Genomic DNA, 25918 nt, shown 5'->3' on the forward strand with positions numbered 1-25918 from the left:
ACATGATTAATTATTTTATTAGTTACTTGGTTCCACAAACAGTTTGTTGACGGACTGTTTACCTAAGCTACTCACCTTTGATGCAATTGATTTAGAGTTAAGTGCCGGTGTTGTAGCGTTGGTTTGCATGGAGCCTAAATCTTGAGAGTTTTTCCAAGCATCTTCCCAATCGCTTAGATCAATAGTAGAAACATAGTTGATTCTCGGAGGAATGATAGTGTACCGTTCGGCATCTTCTAGAACACCGTCCCCATCCATATCTAGATGCCAATTTGAGTATTCAAACACGACCATACGACCAGATTCAGAGTCCACAGAAACGACTTCCCATTCGCGATGGCGTGTTCTCAAAATATAATCTTGTGAAATATGCAGGTCAACTTTATTACCAACGCTCGTCCATGTTCCCTCTAGGTAACCTATATCAAACATAGGTATATCAGTTACTTTTTGCTGTTCATTGCTCCAATAACCAGGTTCCACTCCTGAGATGCCATGATTAAAAGTGCCATCAGCTCTAAATAGGCGTCCCCATACTCCACCTACAGTCATTTGATTACCATTCCAGTATGAAGGTAAGTAGGCATTGATGTTCGACAGTGACATTTTAGGTAATTCTGTCACAAGTTTACTCCCTACCACAAAGTCACCAGCGGTATACTTAGCCATACGTTGGGAAGTTGAATACTGGAATGCATTATTTTGATATTTTTCCACTAAGACCAAGTGCTCATCACCTTGTGAAGCGTATGGAGTATATTCAAAGTGTGTATCACCAATCGTTAGTTTAAGAACATCATTTTCCAAACTGACGGTAAAGCTCTTTTCCCCGATTTGACTCTGAGCTTGGCCATTGTTGATCGTAATGACATCTGCTTTGATTGCAGTTTTCACGTTTGACTCGTATTCACCGGTTGATTCGCTGAATTCAGGTTGAGCGAGGTAGTCGCTTTCAATAGGTAGTACCCACTTACCATTGAAATCTTCAAGCGCTTTACCTGCAAATGCACTTTTGTAATTATGGTGAAGAACTTGTTGTGATGACTCAGTAATCACTGCTTTGGGATTATCTTCACTCCAGTCGACCCACTCAGGCATTTCAATCGTTAATTCTATAGTAGAATCAACATTAACTTGATAAGACATCTCATTGGTTTGAAGTAAAGTAATACTGTCGCTTTGGGTACGGTAAGTTAGCGGAATTTGACTTTCATAATATCCACTTTCGTACGCAGCAATAAATGCTTCGACGACGTCGGATGAAAATCCATAATCCTCTTCCAACTGGTAGTAAGGGTAGGAAACAGAGGTGTATGAAACATAACTTCTGTCAGTGTACTCAATCATTGCCTTTCCATCGTTAATAGACCAATCAAATCCCTCAGGTTCAGGTAATTCGTTGCTTACAGTGTATGACTCCAAATATACAGTCCCTGAACCATTGCCATTAAAGATAATACTGTCGCCGCGGAACTCTAGCCAACCTGGTTGCGCTCCTACTAGCCAGCTCATTGATTTGTCAGTAAACATCTCTTTGGTAAAGCTATCAACAACCTTTGGATCGGCTAAGGTTTGTTTAATTGCCTCTTCCAGCGCTTCTTCGTAGGCTTCACTCGGATTGCCGTTTTCATCAATCAGTTCATTATTTGTTAGATACTGATTAATCAACTGCAAGGTATCAAGTTCTTCGTCATTAAGCAGTGTGACTACTGTTTTCCCCTCGGGAATTTCAAATTCACTATTATCAACTAACAGTTTTATGAATCCCGCAGTTTCAAGTAGATTCTGTGCTGATACCCCTGCCAAAGCCTGTTCAAATTGCTCTGCAGATTCAAACTCTTCATTGTTATTGCGGTCTTTAGCAATCAAGTAAGTTGCTGTTGATAAGTGGGTAGCATTAAGCGATTTAGCCTGTTCAGCAGTAATCTTGCGTTGTTCATCAACCCTTTGCAGCAATGTACCTGTTTGACCAACAATTGAGATCAGCTCAACATTTTGTTGGTTTTTTTCAGCGGAGCCGAACGCTTGTATTTTAATTATTTCATCAAGGTTATTGATGGTTAATGGGAGCGAGTAGTAACCTTCGCTATCAGCAGTTGCTGTGTGGTCTATGCCATCTAAGGTGACCACGACTTCGGCATTGGCAATGGGGCTGTCAGTTATCTGACCTGAAAGGGTTAGGGTATGATTAACGGTTACTGTAACGTCAGCATTCGCTTTGTTGGTGCCATCGCTAACTTGATAATTAAAGGTTACAGTGCCTGTAGTATCTTCTTCAGGTGTGAAAACAAGTTGGTTATTGACTATTTCAACATTTCCGAATTCTAAATCTGAAGTTGATGTAATCGTTAAACCATTGCCGCTATGATCAGTGTCATTAGCCAGCACATCGAGCGTTACCGCTAGATTATTCTGAGCAAGTCCTGTATCTGAAATCGCAGTTGGTGAAGGAGTAGGTGTCGGGTCGGGAGTTTCTGAAGCAGAGTCTGAACCACCGCAGGCGCTAAGAGCAGCGGCAGCGAACAAAGTAAGGGTAAATTTTTTCATGATTTCCTTATGAATTACATTCCATTGTAAATATCGAACAATAGTAACTAACCTATTGTTGTTATTGAAATGTACAATACTTATGACTTACGTGCAAACCTTGCATAGCGTATTTTCCCAGGGGATAAAACAGCATCTTATTGTTAGTTACCATCTTTAGTCATTGTCCATTGGCATAACTATTACACCAAGACATAGACACATCTTAGAAATCTATCATTATTAAATTTGCCAAGACTGGCAGTAAGGTTAAAGATGTTTATCTGTGGGTTTTATCAAGATTGTGCGTTATCAGAATTGATGAAAAACGTTATCATTTATGCGTAAGTTGCGACATGTTTTTTTAATTGATATTTATCCATGGTAGATGTGATTTCTGAATAGTTAGACAAAATTTTTAGGCTTAACGATGTAGTTTTATGGCTTTCGAATACAAAAATAATTATCTTCATACGCATTACAGAGTTCGAGGGAGCTTTAATGGCTTCTGAGTATCAAGTTCAAACAGTAATAACAAAAAAGGCTTTCCATTTCTGGAAAGCCTTTTTAATACAACAAATTAAGAATTACTTCTTAGTTCATACCGTAAATTGCTTCCTGCTGTTTTCATTGGTTTTCACAGAGCTTGGTTTGATATTATAAATTCTTATTTATCAATAGCTAACGAGCGGTAGTTGTTCTCATTGGTATTGGTTAGTATCAGTTCCTATGGTTAGATGGGGGTACATATGGGGGTCATGGAATTGAGCCTTTAACCCATTAAATTGAGCCTAATTGATGCTGTATGAAACCACCTTACGTGGCCTAAATAATAAACCTCAAACTGCATCAGTCACATTGACTGATGGGAAAGGTTTAGGCGTACGAATTTCAATGCAAGGTAAGGTGCGTTTTCAGTTTAGATATAAAATTAACGGAAGAAGTAAAAGAGTTGATTTAGGCTTTTACCCTGACTTATCACTTAGGGTGGCCAGAGATATAACTGAGCAATGTCGTTCGTGGTTAGCTGAAGGTCATGACCCTAAGTTAAAACGTAGCATGAGCCGAGAAAAAACCTTAACCCCTGTAACCGTTGAGGAAGCGCTGGAATACTGGATTGAAAATTACGCCAGAGAAAACCGCGTTAATGTAGAAAGAATCATTATTCAGTACCAGCGGCATATCTATCCGTTTATAGGTCACTTCCCTTTAGAGCAAACTGAAACTAGACACTGGATTGAATGCTTCGATCGTATTAGGCGTGGCATCAAAGGTAAGCGAAAACCAGCACCTGTAGCAGCAGGCCAAATCTTACAAAGTACTAAGCAAGCTTTACGCTTTTGCCGTGTAAGGCGTTATGCCATTAGTCGTGAACTTGATGATTTAATTGCATCTGATGTTGGCAAAAAACAAAAACCAAAAGATAGGGTGCTTACAGACGTAGAGGTATACGATTTACTAAACTCCATTCAGAATCAAAAGGGGACATTTTATTTACGCTATTTATGTAAGCTACTGCTTATATTCGGTGCGCGTACACAAGAGTTAAGACTATCAACGTTTGATGAATGGGATTTAGAGCGTGGTCTATGGACGGTACCTAAAACGCATAGCAAAACAGATAAACTCATTATTCGCCCCATACCATCCAAGGTTAAACCAATTATTGAATTTCTTTATAAGCGCCATGGTCACACAGGTTATTTACTTGGCGAGCTAAAATCCTGCGAAACAGTAAGTGGATCAGGGTGTTTAATCTATAAGCGCTTAAAGCATAAAGAATCATGGTCGTTACATGACTTACGTAGAACTTTCACTACCAAGTTAAATGACTTAGGGGTTGCCCCCTATGTGGTAGAGCAAATGTTAGGGCATTCATTAGGCGGGGTGATGGCGGTTTATAATCGTAGCCAATATTTACCTGAAAAGCTGGTGGCACTAGATATGTGGTGTGAATGGTTAGAGTTGCTATTAAACCCAAGTGATAATGTAGTATTGATTGGTACCGCTAGGCATGGATAGTATTTAAAACTACGTTAATGTAGCGGGTTTATTCTCATACGGCTCTATCTGAAGCCGTAAAACTATCGTTTTCTTAAGCGTAGCCTTAGCCTACACAAATTCGCAACTTTTGTATTATGAGACAGAGTTAACAGAAAGCTGTTCTCATTAGTTTTCATAGGTTTATGTTTGTATTTATATTTTATGACTTATCCACAATGTAGAGGTTTTTAGCGTGCTGGTGGGTATTGGTTTGTCTTGATTTGTATGATTAGCTTGAGGGGTAACTTTAACCCTTTGGGCGCAGTAATACCCATTAAAAATAAAAGACAGCTATGCTTCATGAGACTAAATTGCGAGCCAGCAACGGCAGGGCTCAAACTGTAATGCAAGAATTTACGGATGGCAAAGGGCTTGGCGTCCGTATATCTAAAACAGGTCATATCAAGTTTCAGTTTCGCTATAAGATTAAAGGTAAGAATAAACGCTTCGACTTAGGCTCTTATCCTGATTTGAGCCTTAAACAAGCAAGAGAGCATACACAAGAATGCCGAGCATGGTTAGCGAATGGTCGTGATCCAAAGGTTGCTAGAGCTATGGCTTTTGATAAATCGTTTACACCAGTGACCGTTGAAGAAGCGTTAGAATATTGGATTGAAAAATATGCTCGTTTTAATCGTAAAAATTTCGAAAAGATTAGGCCGCAATTGAAGAAACATATTTATCAATATATTGGGGACTTTGAATTAGAAAAAACCGATATGAGACATTGGTTAGCCTGTTTTGACCGTATAACTCATGGCACTGATGAAGGGCAGAAACCAGCAGTTGTTGCTACAGGAACGGTACTACAAATCTGTAAGCAAGCACTTAAGTTTTGCCGTGTCAGACAGTATGCAGTGAGCCATGCACTTGAAGATTTAGAGGTTAGTTGTGTCGGTAAAAAAGCACAGAAGAAGGATAGGATATTATCAAAATCCGAGTTACGTGATTTGTTGTTATCAATTAATCAAAAGAAAGGTTCATTTTATATGCGTCACCTTTCTCTACTACTCATTATATTTGGCGCTCGCACGCAGGAAGTAAGGCGTTCAACAGTTGATGAATGGGACTTAGATCATCAGCTTTGGACGGTACCTAAAGAGCACAGTAAAAATGGTACAAAGATAATGAGGCCAATTCCCTCACAAGTTATGCCACTGATTAAATCATTATTAAAACGCAATGCTAAAACAGGTTATCTATTAGGTGAGCTGAGAACTGACTGTAGCGTAAGTGGTTCAGGTAGTAGAATCTATAAGCGATTAAATCATAACGAAAAATGGACTTTGCATGACTTAAGGCGAACCTTCTCTACTCAATTAAACGATTTAGATGTTGAGTACCGTGTGGTCGAGGTGATAGTGGGGCATGCTATTGCTGATTCAGAAGGCCATTATAATTACAGCCGATATATTAACAAATCAACTAAAGCCCTAGACATGTGGTGTGATTGGTTAGAGCGCTTAGTTAACCCAATTGATAATGTTGTAGAGATTGCAATGGCTAAGACTAGTTGATTATGACTCAGGTAGTGTGACTAGCTTGAAGCACTAATACACCAAACTAGTCCAATTTAGCCCAGAGCCCTCATAGGTTTTAACTGCTGGTGGCCATAAAGCCATAGCGTCATGTTTATAAAACAGGCCTTTCTAGACATGTTCTTAGCGTCATATTTATAAAACTGTGTTTTGTACACATGTTAGCAATAATGAAGCTTATAAAGCCCCTTAGCTAGTCATAAAAAGTTATTTAAAAAACCACCTCATAGTGCTCAGACATACAGCCATGGCACACTTTACTTTTGGTTTTATGCTTAACAAAATCACTCAAGCTTTCACCTTCACCCTCATTAATTACTTTGCCACAATGAAAACAGGGGGCTGGATAGGGCTGCCTTTTTTCAAGCTTCTTTCTCCATGTCCTTACTTCATCCAACGTGGTACCTAGCGGTAAGACCTTTATTACACGGTCAAAACGGCACGATTGATATGGGCTGCCCCAATAGGTTGATGCAACATAAAACTTAATCTTATCCTCGTCTTTATACACATTAACAATATTACCAGTGCTGGTTATCCTATCGACACATGTGGCATCAAAATCCTGCTTATAGGTCGTTTTGCAGCAGTTATTAATACAAATTGGCTGACCATCAACAGCACGCTCAGACGTGGCCACCAGCTTATTACAATGCTGGCAAATGAAGAAAGCATTAGAGTTATCAAGGTGGCGATACATTGCGTGATAAGTAGGGCGTATATAGTCTAAGTTTGGATTCTTTTTAGCGTAGATTGGTTGATGATTGATACCATCAGTAGAATGAATATGTGCAGTAATGCTAAACAAGTCAGCTTGCAATTCGATGGTATAAAGCAACGTTTTTGTGATGGGCAGGTTGATATAATCAGTGAGGTCATATGTCTCGCCGTAATCCCAGCCTATAGGTATTGGAGTGTCAGATACTTCAAATGAAGGTTTACAGTTACCCCTCGAAACGTCATCAAAGTATTCTTTTAAAAAATGCTTAAGTCGCTCGTTATCGCCAGTAAATCGTATTGCCTTTTGCTGAATCAGTGATCTTATTGTCGGGTTATAGTCTGACTTCATCTTACCTATCCTTGATTGTGGCTATAAGCACGTATCTAGTTAAATTAAATCAATAAATATTAAAATAAAAAATATTGCTGATTTGATGTTACCTCTTTCAAAACCGTTGAATACCAAATATTTGTATCTTTTTGATCTGGCGATGATTAGCGATATATATTCTGTGTATAATCGAGTCAATTATTGATTGATAACACCCCTATTTAGATTCGGGTGCATAGAGAGAAACCATGGTTCGCCAACACCAAGAAGAGTTAAAGAAACAGCTTTGGAATATAGCTAACACTCTACGTGGCAATATGTCTGCCGACGATTTTCGTGATTACATCTTAGGGCTAATATTCTACAAGTACCTTTCAGATAAACTAAATCGCTATTGTGACAAGTTGCTGGTGGAAGATGGCATTATGTTTACGCAAGCAGATGATGAACTGATAAACGAGCTGCGTGATGAGTGTATCGAGAACCTTGGCTACTTTATTGCCCCTAAGCAGCTATTCGCAAGCCTCGCTAAACGTGGTGAGAAATCTGACTTCATTCTTGATGAGCTAAGTCGTGTGCTTAACGATATTGAGCAATCTACTACAGCTGCCGATTCAGCTGATGACTTCAACGGCTTGTTTGAAGAGTTAGACCTTAACTCAAGCAAGCTAGGTAAGAACCCAGACGTCCGTAACAAGCTTATTTGCCAAGTATTAGTTCACCTAGAGAACATCGACTTTCAGATTGATAACAGCGAAATAGACCTACTGGGTGACGCCTACGAATACCTTATTGGTCAATTTGCCTCTGGTGCGGGTAAAAAAGCGGGTGAGTTCTATACCCCTCAGCAAGTCAGTAAAATCCTAGCTAAGCTAGTCACGTTAGATGATGGTGCTAACGGAAACGTTAAATCAGTTTATGATCCAACCTGTGGTTCAGGCTCATTGCTACTGCGTGTCGCTAAAGAAGTGTCTGGCACCAACCTTGAGTTTTACGGACAAGAGCAAAACCCAAGTACCTTTAACCTTGCCCGTATGAACATGCTAATGCACGGTGTGCGCTACGATAAGTTCGATATTAAAAACGACGACACCCTAGAGCATCCAATGCACTTGGATAAACGTTTTGATGCAGTTGTTGCCAACCCGCCGTTCTCTGCCAACTGGAGCGCGAGTGACCTGTACTTAAATGATGACCGTTTTAGCGATTACGGCAAACTTGCACCTAAAGGCAAAGCTGATTTTGCCTTTGTACTGCACATGGTGCATCAGTTAAACGACACGGGTACGTTAGCGGTCGTTGTACCCCACGGCATTCTTTTCCGTGGCGCGGCGGAAGGTCATATTCGTACACATCTTATCGACAAAAAGAACTACCTCGATGCCGTCATCGGCTTACCTGCGGGCATCTTCTTCGGTACGGGCATTCCAACTTGTATATTAGTGTTCAAGAAAAATCGCGACAGCCTTGAGCCAAAAAGAGCAAAGAGTGTGTTGTTTATCGATGCCTCTAACCACTTCGAGAAAGGCAAAGCGCAAAACCACCTACGTGATAGCGATGTTGACCGTATCATTGAGGCATATAGCAAACGTGAACAGCTTGAGCCAGAAAAAGCAGATAAATATTCGCATGTGGCCGAGCTGTCTGAAATTGCCGAGAACGACTACAACCTCAACATCCCTCGCTATGTAGATACCTTTGAAGAGGAAGAAGCGGTAGATCTAGATGCTGTGGCAAGTGATTTAAGCAATCTTGAAACTAAGATGAGTACCGTGGATGCGGGTATTGCTGAGTTCTGTAAGCAGCTAAATATTAAAGCGCCTTTTGTTTTGGGCGAAGAGCTGGGTAAAGAGTAGTGGAGAGTGGAAAGTTGAAAGTTGAAAACGAAATGCTATCCACTGCCAATTCTCAAGTATCAACTGAGAAGAATGTTCCGAAGTTGAGGTTTGGTGAGTTTAGTGATTGCTGGACGCCCTCGTCCATGAAAGAAATATCTAAGATCAACCAAGGGCTACAAATACCTATTTCTGATAGACATACAGAGCCTAAAGAAGGGCGATACTTTTATATCACCAATGAGTTTTTACGCCCTAACTCTACTACAAAATATTACATAGAAAACCCTTCAGATAGGGTAGTTTGCGAAGAACGTGACATTCTAATGACTAGAACTGGCAACACTGGTCAAGTCGTCACGGATATTGCAGGGGTATTCCATAACAACTTCTTTAAAATTGATTATTCAAATGATGTAGATAAGCACTTTTTGGTTGAATTTTTGAGGTTGCCATCAACTGAATCAACGATCTTGAAATATGCGGGTACATCTACGATCCCTGACTTAAATCATGGTGACTTTTACCGTTTGAAACTGGCTTTACCAACTATTCCAGAACAACAAAAAATCGCTTCTTTCTTATCAAAGGTCGATGAGAAAATTGGACTGCTGTCAGAGAAAAAAGCCAAACTGACCGAATACAAACGCGGGGTGATGCAGCAGTTGTTCAATGGCCACTGGCAGCAAAGTACGCAAGAGCAAGACGGGCAGCCTACCTTCACGCCACCCACGCTACGATTCAAAGCTGACGATGGCAGCGAGTTCCCTGATTGGGAAGAGAAGACTTTGATTGAATTGGCTGCTCAGGGTCTCTCAAATGGTGTTTTTAATGACCCTAAGAGAATCGGTAAAGGCTATCGATTGATAAATGTGAAAGATATGTATTCAGGTAATTTCATTGATATCTCAACGTTAACCTTACTTGATTTAAGCGAAAAAGAATTTTCTAAGAGCCAAGTGAAATATGGCGATATTTTCTTTACTCGCTCTTCCCTCGTTCCTAGCGGCATTGCCTATAGTAATGTGAACTTATCCAACGATGATGATGTTACATATGATGGACATTTAATAAAGTTCAGTCCTAAGCTAAACATGATTTCACCATACTACTTTGCAAACTACTTACGAGGCTATTCATTTCGAAAGGCTGTAATATCAAGAGGTAAGCAAAGTACAATGACAACAATAGGGCAAGAAGATATTAAAGATATTAGGCTTTTCATACCTTCTTTAGATGAGCAAACTAAAATTGCTGACTTACTCATAGCTCTTGACCAAAAAATAGACTTTACCAGCTTGGAGCTTAAAAAAGCCAAAGAGTGGAAGAAGGGCTTGTTACAACAGATGTTCGTCTAGCATTGCTAATTAAGCGTTCTACTGCGTTAACTTACTCGCTTACCTCTAAATTGAAAAGAGCACATAGCGAAGGCTACCAAGGGTGCGTCTGTTTGTCGCCTTGTATAAAGCTGCATTAACTAAATGGATTTAGAAAAAGAAGAATTATGAGCACACAATCAGAAGCAAAACTTGAAAATGACTTAATCGCTCAGCTTACTGCTGGTGGCTTTGAATCAGTGGCGATTGACAATGCTGATGCACTTAAAGCCAACCTTAAGGTGCAGCTTGAACGGGCGAATAACCTAACGCTAACGATGCGTGAATTTGAAAGTGTGCTCATTAGCCTTGAAAAAGGAAATATCTTCGACAAGTCTAAACGTCTTAAGGGTAAGGTTGATGTGGTGCATGAAGATGGCACCATTAGTTATCTCACTTTGTTGAATACCGACGCTTCAAAGAATATTTTCCAAGTGACCAACCAAGTCACCATGCATGGTAAGTATGAGAACCGCTACGACGTTACCTTGTTAGTGAATGGCTTGCCGTTAGTGCAGATAGAGCTTAAACGTCGCGGCGTTGAAATGGCTGAGGCGTTTAATCAAATCAAGCGCTATGACAAACACACCTTTGGCGCAGAAGGGAAGCTGTTTAACTACATACAGCTGTTTGTTATATCTAATGGGGTTAATACCAAATACTTCTCAAACAACCGCGAGCTGTCATTCAAGCAGACCTTCCACTGGACGGACATAGACAACAACAAGATTAATGCGCTACCGCAGTTTGCTGATGCCTTTTTAAATCAAGCACACCTAACTAAGATGCTTAGCCGTTATATCGTGCAGAATGAAACGGGTAAGTACTTGATGGTGCTGCGGCCTTATCAATTTTACGCAGTAGAGGCGATTGTTAATCAAGTTAAGACCAGTGATAAACATGGCTATATCTGGCATACCACTGGTAGCGGTAAAACCCTAACAAGCTTTAAAGCAGCGCAAATATTATCCAGATTAGATAACGTCGATAGAGTGGTGTTTGTTGTTGACCGTAAAGACCTCGACTACCAAACCGCTAAAGAGTTTGATGCTTTTTTAAGAGGCAGTGTCGACAGTACAGGCGATACTAAGAGCTTATTAAATCAGTTCCTTGGTACTCGTCCCGTACCAAAGAAAGCGGCAACAGCTTTCGCTAATAGTACCGATGATACTGAAGTGCTATCGCAAGTTGCAGAATGTTCACCGATTTACAGCAATAAAATAAACCGCATCAACAAGCTGACTATCACCACGATTCAAAAGCTCAATAACCTGATCACCAAGCCTCGCTTCAAAGGGCAGGTTGAACACTTGCGTCAAGAGCGCGTAGTGTTCATTTTCGACGAGTGTCACCGCAGTCAGTTTGGTGAAACCCACCAGAATATTATTGATTTCTTCCAGAAAGCTCAGCTGTTTGGTTTTACTGGTACGCCAATTTTTGCCGATAACGCCACGACTAAGAAAGTGGAAAGCAAAGAGCTTAACGCCACAAAAAGCGTAACAAAAAGCAGGAAGAGAACCACCAAAGATTTGTTTGGTGAACGCCTGCACAGTTATGTGATTGTCGATGCAATTCGAGATGACAACGTACTGCCTTTTGCAATTGAGTATTACGGCAAGCTTAAACACAAACAGACAGGTTTAGATGCCGATGTGACTAGCATTGATATTGCTGAGTTCTTCAGCTCTGCTCAGCGTATAAAGCAAGTCTGCGAACACATCATTGGTATTCATCAATTTAAGACCAAGCATAAGTTCAATGCGTTGCTGTGTGTGGCGAGTGTGCCCGACTTAATCACCTACTATGACACCTTTAAGGCACTCAAGGCTGAAGGTAAGCACAAGCTCAATATTGCCACCATTTTTAGCTATGGCGTCAACGAAGCTGAAGAATTTGAAGGTGAGGCTGATATTAAAGGCTTAGCTGAAGCTAACGCTAAGGTACACAGCCGCGACAAGCTCGATACCTACATTGGTGATTACAATGAGCAGTTTGGCACCAGCTATTCAACTCAAGATACTGATAGCTTTTATAACTACTACAAAGATATCTCCAACCGTACCAAGAATGGTGAGGTGGACATTCTGCTGGTGGTCAATATGTTCCTTACAGGATTTGATGCGCCTAACCTCAACACCATCTATGTAGATAAAAACCTCAAGTATCACGGCTTGGTGCAAGCTTTTTCACGTACTAACCGTTTAAACGGCACAGTGAAGTCTCACGGTAATGTGATGTGTTACCGCAATTTGAAAGAACAGGCCGATCAAGCATTTGCACTGTTCTCAAATAAGCAGCCTATTGAACACATTGAAGTGCCCGACCTTGAAGGGTTAACTGAGGACTTTGCTAAAGCGCTTGAAGCGTTAAGGGCGATAGCCCCAGATGTACAAAGTGTTGATGACTTGCTAGACGAAAACATGCAAGCAGGGTTTATCAAACAGTTCCGTATTTTGATGCGTTTGAAAAACCAGCTGGAGACTTTTAGCGACTTTGACATTGAAGCGCTTGGTATGTCTGAACAAGAGTTTGTCGATTACGCCTCTAAGTATGGCGACTTAGCGCGTGAGCTTAAAGGCAATCCAGCTGATAAAGCGTCGATACTTGCAGATATCGACTTCGAGTTAGAGTTACTGCAGCGTGATAACGTCAATGTGGGCTACATTCGCCATCTTCTACAAACCATGCTTGAAGAGCCAAGTGGTGAAGCGAAGGAGAAGAAGCGTCAGGTTATCGCTAATCTACTCGCCTCTGAGCCAACACTTTACAGTAAGCGTGTGTTGGTTGAAGACTTCATTGAAAAAAGCTTACAGGGCTTAGTACAAGGGGCTGAGTTTGATGAGTATATTGAAGAGCTGAAGCAAAAAGAGCTTAGTCAAATCACTAATGAAGAAAAGCTAGATGCTGATAAGCTCAACGAGATGATCAGCAGCATTGAAAATGGTCTAAACGTGGACGGCTTGAAGTCAGATGATATTGCACAATTAACCACAGAGAAAATGACCTTTAAATCGCGCAGAACCATCTTGCCAAGAATTACTGAAAGATTGAAGGCGTTTACAGAAACGTTTATTAGTGGCTTTCACTAAGTGCATAAGCTTTTGTAGGGGCATAAACCAACCTAACAATAAGCTTGGTTTAGGTCAGAGATTAATGATGTGTCGTAAGGCCTCAGTAGTAGCTTATTAAGGAGTATTTATGAGCTTGAGTAGTCGGTTATTAGATAGCGAATGGTTAAAGTATGCATACGAGACAAATTGGCTGGAACGACAGTTAAAACCAATACGAACAAATGCTGAACGGCTTTACCAGCAATATTATGATGATGAAAAGCACTGTTTTAATACAGATTATGAAGCGCTATATAGTGAAGGTAACTTTGCTGGTTCTGCATTAATACTTACCCGTACTTGGGATGAGGAAGAAGAAACGCGCCCTATTAAGGTGGCTATCGAGCTGGATTCTCCTGAACTCGTACTCGAAATTATGGGGCTAGAAGGGCTTACTCAATGTTCTGAAGACAACTATTTAGCAATCGCTGCAGCACATGATTTACGTGATATTTTCAATTTGTTATTACTGCATCCTGATATAAACGTAAATGATGGCTATGAGCCTAAAATGGAAAATCGTGAGGAATATGATTTTTGCATTAACTATAATGACTTCGTTTATTTCTCTCCACGTCTATGGCTAATAGAAGATCAATATAGCTTTTTATATCCGTATCTAGATATTTTTTGGAATGACCCTGTCACAGACCACAATGGCTCTCCTTTAATAGTTCACTTATATAACAAGCGTGATTTTGACTCAATGAGCCGACTAGCATCATTGAAGGCTGATATTAATCCGGATGTTTACGAAGAAGATATTGGTCTTTTTGATAAAGCTTTGAATGAATGGCGTGATAGTGATCCTGAAACACAATTAGGTGTTAAATGGTTTGCGCAACAAACAGATTATATAAATCAAAACGGTGATGATTTAGATGATCTACTATCTGAGCATTTTGAAGGAAAGGTGCCAAAGTCTATTGGTTACCTTTTCCCATTTTGCCGTATAAAAGAGTTAGAAAATGAATTGTCAGAGCTTCAAGAAGTTACTGAAAACCTAACATATGAATTTGAATCTGTTGATAAGTTAATAAATGAACTTGCTCCCAACCATGATAGATGGCGGTATAGAGAACAATCAACAGGAACTTCAATCATTAATGATCTACTAAGGTTAAAAATTGTAAAGTTAGAAGATGGTGTCATTGATATCCAATTTTCGATAACCGATATGGGTATAGAGTTTGGCGTTTTATATGAGAGGCAAGCGTTTTTAAGTCGGATTCTAGTACCCAAAGTTGTCCTTGATAAGGTCTTATCGCTTGATCTAGGCTTGTTACATCATATGACGGTATTTCAGCGGCAGGGAACGCTATTAGGCTGCTCAACACATCTCTATTTAGTATTAAATATCATTGCTGAAGATCAAGGGTTGCCATTATTTAGAAGTATAAAAGGTCATCGGGTTGCACATATTGAACGTCAAAATATAATCAGTAATATATTGGCTGGTGGAGTAAATGACACAGATAACTTTTTTGAGCACCTTAATTTTGAGCTTAATGAGTATAAAAATCTTAAAAGTTTTTTAGGTGATTTAGAAGTATTGAATTCACTTTCCACTTCTGATGATTCAAAGGCGCTAGCAGAGTACCGTCGAGACGGTAATGACCCTGAACTGACGATTGAACTAGCAGATAGAGGTCAGTCTAGAGCTATTCAGGTTCATTGTAATATTGACGGTGAGAAGGCGACTTTCTCACATGCGATTGAAGAAGGCGTCCCGATTGAAGATTGGGCTGACATTCTATTCAAAAAGCCTATATCGATAGCTTGTAAGCAATGTAAAGCTATTGGTTATCGTCATAGCTTTGTAAATGAAGAAGAATGCATGGAATGTATTAATCCGTAGAGCTATTAACTAATAAACTAAAACAGCACTCAAATGAGTGCTGTTTTAGTTTAAGGCTTGAGTTAACGATACTGGTTTTTACGATACTTCTTCCAATTACGCTGCTCTTTAGTCAGGTAGCTATTCGTTGTGTCGATCCCATGTGGGAAGCAATGAGTGCAGCCCATATCCTCACCAACGCAAATACGGGCAACTTGTCTGCCTGACACTTTATGTGGCATCGCGGCTAATCCAGCTTCATTGATACCGTAAAAACGTACAAGTCGAACTTCTTTTTTCATGTCTCTCTCCTAGGTAATACCTAGAACAGAGCCCCTTTATTAAATCGAATTAGCATTAACATCCCTATTACTGATAGTTCATTAAGCACCTTGATATTACTGTAATTACAGTCGTCATAACACCAAAATTGTAACCCTGTGTAATTGAATTTCATTAGTTTTATTGGCGTTATAACCTACAACTGCATAGAAGAGTGATCATAAAAAGTGATCACTTAATGGATTGTGCTTCTTAGTGATCATAGCTTGCGTTGATGAATAAATCTAAGTCTTTGAAAGTTAGCTAGTTAACACTGGGGTTACCGCAATAAGAATGTCTAAATGTTCAAGTGATCACTAAAAACATGAAACGGTTAACAATTTTTTAACTGTTTTTGTTGGAAACATACACTTATTTTATTTGGCGTTGTTCATTCTGTAAGTTCACTGATTGGCTTAGTTTTTATTCGGCTAAATTGAAAACCTTTAGTGCCTAATGGTTTGCTATGCTTGGTTGCATTTTTTGCTAGGTAACTGAGGCGATACAGGGCAGCTTGGATGCTGGTTAGATCTTTCGGCTGAATCATATAGCCACAGTTTTTAGGGAAATGGATATTAGTATCTATGACAAGGCTTCTAGCATGCATAGCAATATCAAATGTCGTTTTTGAATGTCTTACTTTCTGGCCATCAAGCAAAATGAAACCATGATAGTGACACTTTATATCAGTACTATTTATTTCTCGTACCCATCCATAAGCGACTTTAGACTTATAGTGTTTCTTTTGCTTGCTAGTTATACATCGTATAACCTTCTCGATGGTTTTGTTATTTGAAGGTGAGTCGTATAAGGATATGTCAAAGCGGATCACAAATACTTTAGAATGCCACGTTAAGTAAGCCGTTAAACAGTTATAAATCTTGTTTAAAATATTTCTATCAATACCCTCAGCAAAACTCATTACTTTCCAGCCATAACCCCCTAAAGAAACATCAACGGTTTTTGGCATTACTGAACTTTGATAGCATTTGGCTGCTAATGGCATATCGTTGGAAAAGCATTGAGACATAATAGTATTTAATAACCTAGCAATAATTAACCTAATCGATTTGGTAAAAGCTTTATTTTTAATGGCTTAACCAAAATAATTTCGATTTATTCATTTCGTTAAGTGGCTATAACAGCCCAATTTGTGTCACTTAAATCATAAAAAATGGGCAAATGATGCCCATGAGCGTTAGCCTTTATTATTTTTAATCGATCAGGGCTTATATCTGTTCTTCTTCCCATTTATTGAGGTCAGATAAATAGACGTACCACTGATTCTTATCTTTAAATGATTTAGGGCATTCAACTTGCTGTCTCAACCAATTACGTATTGTTTTTGGGCTTTTCCCTAGGCGTGCTGCAACTTGATTACAGTCTAAAACGGCTTCTGGTAAATGCTGTGATGAGACCAACTGGCACAAGCTAATACCATTGAGTTTTTTATGAACGGTCATTGCCAACCCCTTGTAATTCGAATGTCACAACAGGGCGACTGCGAATCCATTCAAGGATTTCTTCTAGTTTCCAACCAATATGATTTGCACCTAACTGAATGTGCATTGGGAATTGCCCTAATCGTTCTAATTGATATGCGTGTGACCGACTGACAGAGGTCAGAAATAGACGTTGTTCTTCTAAGATAATAGGTTCATTAAACTCATCACTACATGGTTGAAATAGGCTTGTTCTCATAAGGCTTTCCTCATATTCAATTGGCTTGATTGCGCTTGAGGAAGTGATTTTGTAATAAGGTAATTGGAAAACGAAATTTTAGAGGGTTTTAGTGTTTTAGTGGATTTTAAGAGGGTGTCATGATTGGAATAATCATGCTGGTGGCAAGTACCACCAGCAAATTAGCGACTTAATATTAGAGTGATATTACTTGAATTGCTCAGTACGCCAGCCAATGATGCGTTGATTTCTTCTAATTGGACTTGCAATCTTTCTGGCTTTAATTCGACGATATAGCGTGCTTCTGCTGATACTCAGGCGTTCACACATCTGATTGATAGTGATTAATGGTTTGATGTTGATTAGAGGGCGCTTGTTGGCTTGTAATCCTAATGACATGGTTATTCTCCTTCTGTCAGTGTCGGACTGATGACAACTTCACGCGATTTTACCCAATCAAGTAATTCAGATAGTAGCCAAGCAACTGAGCGGTTCGATATTCGTCTACGCTGTGGAAATCGCCCTTGACGTTCTAATTGAAATGCTTGCGCCTTACTGATGGTTGTTATCAGTAGTCTTTCTTTTTCTTTGACCAATCGGTCGAACACTAACTCGTTTGATGCACAGGTATCCATTATCGCTAGATCTACATGTTTCATTTGTCTTTCCTCATTTCCAAAGGGCTTAATTGCGCTTGGTTTGAGGACTTTAAATCGCTTGCAAGTAAAAACTAAATTTTAGAGGGTTTTAGTAAATAGGTGTGGAAGCTGCCAATGCTATGAATATTTTCGCATGACATTTTTTATAGGTGATTTTGGTGAAGCAGAGGGTGGGTAAGGACTGGGGCAACAAAACAACGGGGGTACATATGGGGGTACATATGAGCAAAAACGGGCTTTTCGTCGCCGAAAAACCCGTTTTTATACAACAACCTAAGAGTCGATTCTTAGTTCATGCCGTATTTTTTTAATTTCTTACGTAAAGTACCACGGTTGATACCTAACATGTTTGCAGCACGTGTTTGGTTACCACGAGTGTGTTGCATGATGATGTCTAGTAGTGGTGCTTCAACTTCACTTAAAACCATTTCATAAACTTCAGACGCTTCTTGACCGTCTAACTGAGAGAAGAAGTTTGTTACTGCACGCTTAACTGCGTCACGTAATAGTTGTGGCTTGATAGTACCGTTAGCGGTTTCAATCTTACCTACGGTTAGCTGGTGAACTTCTGTGTTAGTAGTTGTCTGATCAAACATTCTATTCTGCTCTTTATATTAAAAATTTACTAATTCATCAAAGTAACATTCCACTAGGGAATATTGCTGTTCAGCGGTTTCAAGCCTATTAAAGTCAGCACGGAACTGTCGCTGTTCTTCTTGGTTTAGGTACCATCCCATATGCTTTCGGGCAAATCGGACACCTTTGTATTCGCCGTACAATTCGTACAATTTGTTAAGGTGTTCGAGCATGATTTCTCGTTGCTCGCTCGCCTCAACTGGCGGTAATTTTTTACCTGTTTCCAAGTAGTGGTGGATTTCTCTAAAAATCCACGGTCTGCCTTGGGCTCCACGTCCTACCATTACAGCATCGGCGCCAGTGTAATCTAAGACGAACTTAGCTTTCTCTGGACTGTCGATATCTCCGTTGGCAACAACAGGGAGTGAGACATTTTGTTTTATTGCTTTAATAGTGTCGTATTCGGCAAAGCCTTTATACATGCATTGTCTCGTTCTACCGTGAACGGCGAGCGAAGCGATACCACAATCTTCTGCAATGCGGGCAATTTCAACACCATTACGATGTTCAGGTTGCCAACCTGTGCGAATTTTTAATGTCACAGGAACATCAACTGCACTAACTACAGCTTGTAAAATCTCTTTTACTAGCTGGGGATCTTGCATTAATGCCGAGCCTGCGAGCTTTTTATTCACCTTTTTCGCTGGGCAACCCATATTGATATCAATGATATGCGCACCTTGTTCAACATTGAACTGAGCTGCGTTTGCCATTAATTCAGGATCTGCACCTGCGATTTGTACTGAACGTATACCTTCTTCGCCAGAATGCATCATGCGCTGGCGGCTTTTATCGGTATCCCAAACTTCAGGATTCGATGAAAGCATTTCTGAAACCGCTAGACCTGCGCCATAGCGTAAACAGAGGTTTCTAAAAGCGCGATCGGTGACACCTGCCATTGGTGCCACAATCAGCTGATTCTTCAGTTGATACGGGCCAATTTGCATTGCGTTATTCACCTTGCTCGTCAAAGGGGCGCTATATTAGCCCTTTTTTGCCTTCCTGAAAAGGTCAATAAATGAACTAAATGTAACTTTTTTACTTGACTTTTAGTTGGAGAGTAGTCATCGCTCCCTTATGCGTAGATCTAGCTGCCATAAGGGATGCGCTGCCTTTACCGTTATTTGCGGGTACCTGTCAAGCGACTCCAGTCTTCTTTGTGAGCCGCTTCATCCATGATGAACCATTGGCTATAAAACTGTGAGATTTCTTCTGCTTGTTCTTCTAAGAGGCCTGATAAAGCTAATTTTCCGCCAGTTTTCACTTTTTCTGCAATCAGTGGTGCTAACTCACGAAGTGGGCCAGCAAGGATGTTAGCCACCAAGATATCGGCTTGCAGATTCTCTGGTTGGTTTTCTGGTAAGTATAAAGCTAGCTTATCTGCAACGCCGTTACGTTCAGCGTTGGCAGTCGATGCATCAATCGCTTGGTAGTCAATATCAACACCCGTTACGGTTTTCGCGCCAAGTTTAAGGGCGGCGATGGCTAAAATGCCCGAACCACAACCAAAGTCGATGACTTCTTTATCTGAAAGATCTAAACCGTCTAACCATTCAAGGCATAAGGCCGTTGTTGCATGTGTGCCTGTACCGAAAGCTAAACCAGGATCAAGAATGACGTTGACTGCCTCTGGCTCAGGAATGTCGCGCCAGCTTGGACATATCCATAAGCGTTGGCCGAATTTAATTGGGTGAAAGCTATCCATCCATTCGCGAACCCAGTCTTTGTCTTCAATTTGTTCAATTTTATGTTTAAACCCTTTACCTAAATAAGGCAGAGTTTCTAAAAAACTCACTGTTGGACTTAAGTCAGTGCCAGCATCAAATAATGCAATCACTATGGTGTCTTGCCAAAGTGGCGTTTCACCTAACTTAGGCTCAAAAATAGGGGTGTCTTTACCATCTTCATAGGTAATTGATACAGAACCTTGCTCCATTAAAAGATCACCGAGTGCGTCGGCGTGGTCGCTGTTAGTGCTAATGCGAAGTTGAATCCAAGGCATGGAGTTTTTCCTATGAGAATAATTTAATCGCGTATTGTACCTGCTTGAAGGCTAAAACAGCAGCATTTGATAGTGAAATATTACATATTTGCATCGAAAGGCTTGTTTTAGCACTTTTAACGACTGGTTAATGATTAACCTATTAATATTCATGACGAAATCAGTGTAACTCGTACTTTTGTTTGAATGTCACTATAAATTAATGAAAGATAAGCAAAATTTTGAGTTCTTAAATTTGAACAATTTGTGATTGTGATCAAGTTCTAAAAGACGATCAATGGTAAGTGAGCTTGATCACGATTTAATTTTTATGGCCAAGGAGAAATAGGGATAGCTGATAAGCTAAATTTACCAGAAATGTGTCATTAACAGGCATGGAAACTATGACTGCTTCATCGCAAACTCAAACACAAAAGATTCATGACGTCTCGTCAAAAGGGTATTTGAACCCGATTTGGGCAGCCAGAGCCGATAAATTACAAAGTGCTACCGGGTTGTTGTTAGGCTTTTTCATTATTATGCATTTGCATTTTGAATCGAGCATTTTGATCAGCAAAGATGCCTTTTATCATGTGGCGCATTTTCTTGAAGGCAGTATGTTCAGTGACAATGGACAAGGTTTTCCTGTAACGACTAAATTCGTCTCGGCATTTATGTTAATCGTCGTATTAGTGCATGCTCTGTTTGCATTAAGACGATTCCCTGCCCAAATTCAACAATGGCGAGCACTGCGCAGCCAAATGACGATTATGCCTCACCAAGATACTAAAATTTGGTTTTGGCAGTTGATCACTGGCTTTCTTTTATTCTTCCTCGCGCCAGTGCACTTGTTTGACATGATCACTAATCCTGAAATTGGACCGCATTTATCCGCTGAGCGGGTCTATCACCAAGATGTGTGGATGCTCTATATATTGCTACTCCCTGCAGTGGTCATTCATGCCATGTTTGGTTTGTATCGCGTTGCCATTAAATGGGGCATCACCACTAAACGCATGGCTGCGTTAAAGCTTGCGAAAGTGATGGTGGTGTACTTGATGATTATTGGTATCGCTAGTTTGCTTACTTATATTTTTATCGGTCAATCATTGGAGTTACCCGTGACTCCATTTGTGCCGAGCTAAAGACTAACGAGTTGTAGATGAACCAGAGTGCATTGCATTCAAGGCTCATAACGTATTTAAGGAGTATCCGTGAAAATTATATATACAGACTCATTAGTCGTCGGCGCAGGCCTTGCTGGTTTACGTGTGGCTATTGCTTCAAAAGAGCGTGGTTTAGACACAGTCGTGCTATCGCTAATTCCCGCTAAGCGTTCTCACTCAGCTGCAGCACAAGGCGGCATGCAAGCCAGCCTTGGTAATACGGTTAAAGGGATGGGCGATGATGAAGATGTTCATTTCCAAGATACCGTAAAAGGGTCTGACTGGGGCTGCGATCAAGACGTAGCAAGAATGTTTGCCCATTGTGCACCTAAAGCGGTGCGTGAACTGGCTAACTGGGGCGTACCCTGGTCGCGTATTACCGCAGGCGATCGCCAAGTGGTGGTGAATGCTGAAAAGGTGACCATTACTGAAGCAGAAAAAGCTCATGGTTTAATTAACGCCCGTGATTTTGGTGGCACTAAAAAGTGGCGTACTTGTTATACCGCTGATGGCACCGGACATTCACTGTTATATGCCGTTGATAACAAAGCCATTGAGATGGATATTCCAGTTCATGAGCGCATTGAAGCACTATCGCTTATTCATGATGGCAAACGCTGTCATGGTGTGATTGCACGCTGTTTAGTGACGGGTGAGCTACGTGCCTATATTGGTAAATCAACCACGATTGCAACTGGCGGCTATGGCCGTATTTATGAAGTGTCTACTAACGCAATTATCTGTGAAGGTATCGGCCAAGCATTGGCATTGGATACCGGCGTTGCGACGTTAGGGAACATGGAAGCGGTGCAGTTCCATCCAACAGCGATTGTGCCTGTGGGGATTTTAACCACAGAGGGCTGTCGTGGTGATGGTGGCTTATTGCGTGACAAAGATGGTCATCGCTTTATGCCAGATTATGAACCTGAAAAGAAAGAGCTGGCCTCACGTGATGTGGTTTCACGCCGGATGACCGAACATATGCGAAAAGGCAAAGGGGTTGATAGCCCTTATGGGCCACATTTATGGCTCGATATAACCTTGCTTGGCCGTAAACACGTTGAAACCAACTTACGTGAAGTGAAAGAAATTTGCGAAAACTTCTTAGGGATTGATCCTGCAAAAGATTGGATCCCAGTTAGGCCAACACAGCATTATTCTATGGGTGGTATCCGCACTAATGCGACTGGTGAAAGTCCGCAACTTGCAGGCTTATTCAGTGTCGGTGAGGCAGCCTGTTGGGATATGCACGGTTTTAACCGCTTAGGTGGTAATTCACTGGCTGAGACCGTTGTCGGTGGGATGATTATCGGAAAATATGTGGCCGATTATTGTGAAAAAAACACCCTAGAAATCAACACTCAAGTTATTGATAACAGCATGAGCAAGTTACAAGCTGAAATTGATGACTTACTTGTAGGCGACGGCACTGAAAATGTGTTTGAAATTAAGCTCGCCATGCAACGCATTATGATGGATTACGTGGGCATTTTCCGTAATGGCACTGAGCTTGAAAAAGCCATTACCGAGTTAAAAGACTTACTGCAGCGCAGCAAGAATATTGGTCTTAAGTGTAAGAAACGCCATGCCAACCCTGAGCTAGTAGAAGCATTGCGCGTACCGCGTATGTTACGTGTTGCTTTAACCGTTGCCTGCGGTGCTAACGCACGTACAGAAAGTCGCGGAGCCCATGCCCGTGAAGATTACCCACAACGTAACGACAAAGAATGGCTTAACCGAACTTTATCAACTTGGCCTAATGAAAATGCATTGGAGCCGACGTTAAGTTACGAGCAGCTTGATGTAATGAAAATGGAATTACCACCAGGTTATCGTGGTTACGGTAATGATAATGCCGTAGCGCATCCTGATACTGCAAAACGTGAAACTCAAATCGCAGACATTCTTGCAGAGCTGGGTGACGGTGCAGATCGTTTTGATAAGCAAGCGGCTATTATGCCATTTGACTTACCTGAAACATTACGTCCTCGTAATGAAAGATTAAGTGACACGATTGCTGTGTCGGGAGAGAAGTAATGACGAGCCCACGTACGATTAGTTTTGAAATTTTTCGTTATGATCCGCAAGACCCTAACGACAAACCAAAAATGGTGACTTACGAGATCACCGAAGCCCCAGGTATGACAGTGTTTATTGCATTGAACTTGTTACGTGAACAACAAGATCCATCGTTGCAATTTGATTTTGTGTGCCGCGCGGGTATTTGTGGCAGTTGCGCCATGGTGATTAATGGCAAACCCACCTTGGCTTGTCGCACGCTAACGGCTAATTTCCCTGATGGAAAAATTAAACTGATGCCATTGCCAGGTTTTGAATTGATTGGCGATTTATCGGTAAACACAGGCAAATTTATGCGTCAGCTTGCTGAGCGTTTACAATTGTGGCTGCAACCTGATGCGAATGATATTGATATCCATCGTTTAGAAACGCCAATGGACCCTGCTGAAGCGGCGAAATTGTATGAGCTAGAACGTTGTGTGGAATGCGGTGTCTGTGTATCTGCTTGTGCAACTAAGCAAATGAAAGACAGTTTTGTTGGCGCGGTTGGGATGATGAAAATCGCCCGTTTTGAAATGGACAGCCGTGATACCCGTAGTGCTGAAGATTTTTATCATGTGATAGGTAATCAAGATGGCGTGTTTGGTTGTATGACCTTACTAGGTTGTCAGGATGCGTGCCCGAAAGATTTACCGCATATGCAGCAAATTGCTTACCTACGCCGTAAAATGGCGCAAACGATTGTTAGCTGCTAATTTGTAGCTAAGCATTTAAAAGCCGCTAAACAGCAATGTTCAGCGGCTTTTTGTTGATGGGCTTGGTTATTAACTATGTGATTAAATAGCGGTTGGCATATGGAATAAGCTTTGCCTTATTCCTTGATTGCTATTTGAACAAACCAAAGTCGTGGCGCTTCGCCCACACCAGACCAAAGGGGCAAAGCGCTTGCGCCCCTTTGGAAACCCTTAGCGCCCCAGACGAAAAATGCTGAAAAACGCATAATTTTCGATGGGGTTCGATCCAGCTTCAAACTTCATGTGTGCCTGCTTCGGCCGTTGCCGAAAAGGCCTAACGCTTCCGATAGGCCGTCCGTGGCCTAACGAAAGCTAACTTGGCATCCATGCCAAGCTCACGTCCTTTTCTCGATGACCTCAATTCAAATTGATTCTGAAAGGTTTTGTTCTGTGTCTATTAGTGGCGAATACAGTTAAATCGAAGAGACACTAATCCCAGCGTAGATGTGTTAATACCCTCGAAAATATGGATGTATCTGCATAAAACGCTGCGGCAGGTAATGGATTAGATTGAGCCATGCCTTTCTGTAATAGAGCTAAAATAAATGAAGTATAAAGTTAGAGGTTGTAACTCGCTTTTACTCTTTTTCTTGCTAGGGATGCGAGTTTCAGCTTATTGAATAATTTCAGTCCATTCGGGTAATAAAGGTTTGTTCGTCATCCACAAAAGCCACAAAGCCGTCGTGATAAATAAACACCCGACCACGTCCCTCAACTAGGCAGGCAAGCTGTGGGCTTAAATCTTCTTCGTTATCCTGACTTTGAAATGTACCAGTATCGGTGATTACGCCGCTGAGTGTAGGCAAATATCCATAAGTGCGCTTGGCTTGATCAATCAGGCTCAATTCACTGATACTAGAGAAGCAAGATGGGATAGCACCAGCCTCTTCGATAAACATCGTTTTCAGTTCTTCAAAAGCTGTAATCACTAGCCAGTCGATGTCGTTAACATGATGGATAAACATTGTTTATAAATACCTAGTTTCTGGATAATTCTGATGCAGAGATTTTATCACTATCAGGGGAGAACGTAGTAGAGGTTTAGTTGCTAAAGGTAGTAATTCGGTGAATTTTTTAGACATTCACTCGGTCTACTTGAAACACGTTTTTGCCTCAATACTTGTTAGCAGCTTTCGTTAGCTACTGATTTCTAGATTCGAATAAACATCTAAATCAAAGTCTAGGTCAACGTCTAAATCAAAGTCGTGGCGCTTCGCCCACACCAGACTAAAAGGGAGTGAACTGCGACTCCCTCTTAGAACACCCCGCAGCTCCGGCGAAATTTAAACAGCAAAATTTCCAACGGAGAATGATCCAGCTTTAAACTTCATTTTGAGTCCGCTTCG

21 protein-coding genes are annotated in these 25918 nt (G+C 40.8%); 9 read left to right on the forward strand and 12 right to left on the reverse strand.

Annotated features, from left to right (window positions below):
• Nucleotides 1–18 precede the first annotated feature (18 nt).
• On the reverse strand, nt 19–2547 hold the full coding sequence (locus BCU84_RS18445; protein ID WP_102529521.1) for a cadherin-like domain-containing protein: 2529 nt from the start codon (nt 2545–2547) through the stop codon (nt 19–21).
• A 777-nt stretch (nt 2548–3324) separates the two neighbouring features.
• On the opposite strand from BCU84_RS18445, the gene BCU84_RS18450 reads away from it, so the two are divergent.
• Nucleotides 3325–4548: a site-specific integrase gene (locus BCU84_RS18450; RefSeq protein WP_102529522.1), complete on the forward strand. Its 1224-nt coding sequence runs from the start codon at nt 3325–3327 to the stop codon at nt 4546–4548.
• A gap of 314 nt (nt 4549–4862) precedes the next feature.
• Entirely contained in the window at nt 4863–6086 is a 1224-nt protein-coding gene (locus BCU84_RS18455; RefSeq protein WP_102529523.1) for a site-specific integrase, read from the forward strand.
• Between the two features lie 232 nt (nt 6087–6318).
• On the opposite strand, the gene BCU84_RS18460 is transcribed toward BCU84_RS18455, so the two are convergent.
• The gene (locus BCU84_RS18460; RefSeq protein ID WP_102529524.1) at nt 6319–7176 is read right to left on the reverse strand and encodes a hypothetical protein; all 858 of its coding nucleotides are present in this window, start codon (nt 7174–7176) and stop codon (nt 6319–6321) included.
• A 230-nt stretch (nt 7177–7406) separates the two neighbouring features.
• On the opposite strand from BCU84_RS18460, the gene BCU84_RS18465 reads away from it, so the two are divergent.
• The 4 genes from BCU84_RS18465 (at nt 7407) to BCU84_RS18480 (ending at nt 15337) form a co-directional block, all read left to right on the forward strand.
• Nucleotides 7407–9014: a type I restriction-modification system subunit M gene (locus tag BCU84_RS18465; protein WP_102529525.1), complete on the forward strand. Its 1608-nt coding sequence runs from the start codon at nt 7407–7409 to the stop codon at nt 9012–9014.
• Between the two features lie 14 nt (nt 9015–9028).
• Nucleotides 9029–10351, forward strand: coding sequence for a restriction endonuclease subunit S (locus tag BCU84_RS18470; protein ID WP_133146659.1), 1323 nt, complete (start codon nt 9029–9031; stop codon nt 10349–10351).
• A 146-nt stretch (nt 10352–10497) separates the two neighbouring features.
• Entirely contained in the window at nt 10498–13458 is a 2961-nt protein-coding gene (locus BCU84_RS18475) for a type I restriction endonuclease subunit R (protein WP_102529527.1), read from the forward strand.
• 109 nt (nt 13459–13567) lie between these two features.
• A complete protein-coding gene (locus tag BCU84_RS18480; RefSeq protein WP_102529528.1) occupies nt 13568–15337 on the forward strand; it encodes a hypothetical protein in 1770 nt (589 codons plus the stop codon).
• Nucleotides 15338–15399: 62 nt separating this feature from the next.
• Here the strand turns inward: BCU84_RS18480 and BCU84_RS18485 are convergent, their stop codons facing one another.
• The 9 genes from BCU84_RS18485 to prmA all read right to left on the reverse strand — a co-directional run bounded on the left by BCU84_RS18485 (nt 15400) and on the right by prmA (nt 20614).
• Entirely contained in the window at nt 15400–15618 is a 219-nt protein-coding gene (locus BCU84_RS18485; RefSeq protein ID WP_102529529.1) for a phosphate ABC transporter substrate-binding protein, read from the reverse strand.
• A 410-nt stretch (nt 15619–16028) separates the two neighbouring features.
• On the reverse strand, nt 16029–16607 hold the full coding sequence (locus BCU84_RS18490; RefSeq protein WP_157936245.1) for an inovirus-type Gp2 protein: 579 nt from the start codon (nt 16605–16607) through the stop codon (nt 16029–16031).
• A gap of 259 nt (nt 16608–16866) precedes the next feature.
• A complete protein-coding gene (locus tag BCU84_RS18495) occupies nt 16867–17100 on the reverse strand; it encodes a helix-turn-helix domain-containing protein (protein WP_102529531.1) in 234 nt (77 codons plus the stop codon).
• Entirely contained in the window at nt 17087–17338 is a 252-nt protein-coding gene (locus BCU84_RS18500) for an AlpA family phage regulatory protein (protein WP_102529532.1), read from the reverse strand. The genes BCU84_RS18495 and BCU84_RS18500 overlap by 14 nt, the downstream gene beginning before the upstream one ends.
• 186 nt (nt 17339–17524) lie before the next feature.
• A complete protein-coding gene (locus BCU84_RS18505) occupies nt 17525–17716 on the reverse strand; it encodes a helix-turn-helix domain-containing protein (RefSeq protein WP_102529533.1) in 192 nt (63 codons plus the stop codon).
• Between the two features lie 2 nt (nt 17717–17718).
• Nucleotides 17719–17976: an AlpA family phage regulatory protein gene (locus tag BCU84_RS18510; protein ID WP_241906487.1), complete on the reverse strand. Its 258-nt coding sequence runs from the start codon at nt 17974–17976 to the stop codon at nt 17719–17721.
• 287 nt (nt 17977–18263) lie between these two features.
• Nucleotides 18264–18572, reverse strand: coding sequence for a DNA-binding transcriptional regulator Fis (gene fis, locus BCU84_RS18515; protein ID WP_055023591.1), 309 nt, complete (start codon nt 18570–18572; stop codon nt 18264–18266).
• An 18-nt stretch (nt 18573–18590) separates the two neighbouring features.
• Nucleotides 18591–19559 carry a tRNA dihydrouridine synthase DusB gene (dusB, locus tag BCU84_RS18520; protein ID WP_102529534.1) on the reverse strand — a complete coding sequence of 323 codons (969 nt, stop codon included), beginning with the start codon at nt 19557–19559 and terminating at the stop codon, nt 18591–18593.
• Nucleotides 19560–19732: 173 nt separating this feature from the next.
• Entirely contained in the window at nt 19733–20614 is an 882-nt protein-coding gene (gene prmA / locus BCU84_RS18525) for a 50S ribosomal protein L11 methyltransferase (protein WP_102529535.1), read from the reverse strand.
• 383 nt (nt 20615–20997) lie between these two features.
• On the opposite strand from prmA, the gene BCU84_RS18530 reads away from it, so the two are divergent.
• From BCU84_RS18530 to BCU84_RS18540, 3 genes are all read left to right on the forward strand, one after another.
• Nucleotides 20998–21738 carry a fumarate reductase cytochrome b subunit gene (locus tag BCU84_RS18530; RefSeq protein ID WP_102529536.1) on the forward strand — a complete coding sequence of 247 codons (741 nt, stop codon included), beginning with the start codon at nt 20998–21000 and terminating at the stop codon, nt 21736–21738.
• Between the two features lie 69 nt (nt 21739–21807).
• On the forward strand, nt 21808–23796 hold the full coding sequence (locus tag BCU84_RS18535; protein ID WP_102529537.1) for a fumarate reductase flavoprotein subunit: 1989 nt from the start codon (nt 21808–21810) through the stop codon (nt 23794–23796).
• Nucleotides 23796–24533, forward strand: a complete 738-nt coding sequence (locus tag BCU84_RS18540; RefSeq protein ID WP_102529538.1) for a fumarate reductase iron-sulfur subunit — start codon at nt 23796–23798, stop codon at nt 24531–24533. Before BCU84_RS18535 ends, BCU84_RS18540 begins: the two co-directional genes overlap by 1 nt.
• Nucleotides 24534–25198: 665 nt before the next feature.
• Here the strand turns inward: BCU84_RS18540 and BCU84_RS18545 are convergent.
• A complete protein-coding gene (locus BCU84_RS18545) occupies nt 25199–25537 on the reverse strand; it encodes a cytosolic protein (protein WP_102529539.1) in 339 nt (112 codons plus the stop codon).
• Nucleotides 25538–25918: the final 381 nt, after the last annotated feature.

It is taken from the genome of Shewanella sp. 10N.286.51.B7, assembly GCF_002873615.1.
Lineage (GTDB): Bacteria > Pseudomonadota > Gammaproteobacteria > Enterobacterales > Shewanellaceae > Shewanella > Shewanella electrodiphila.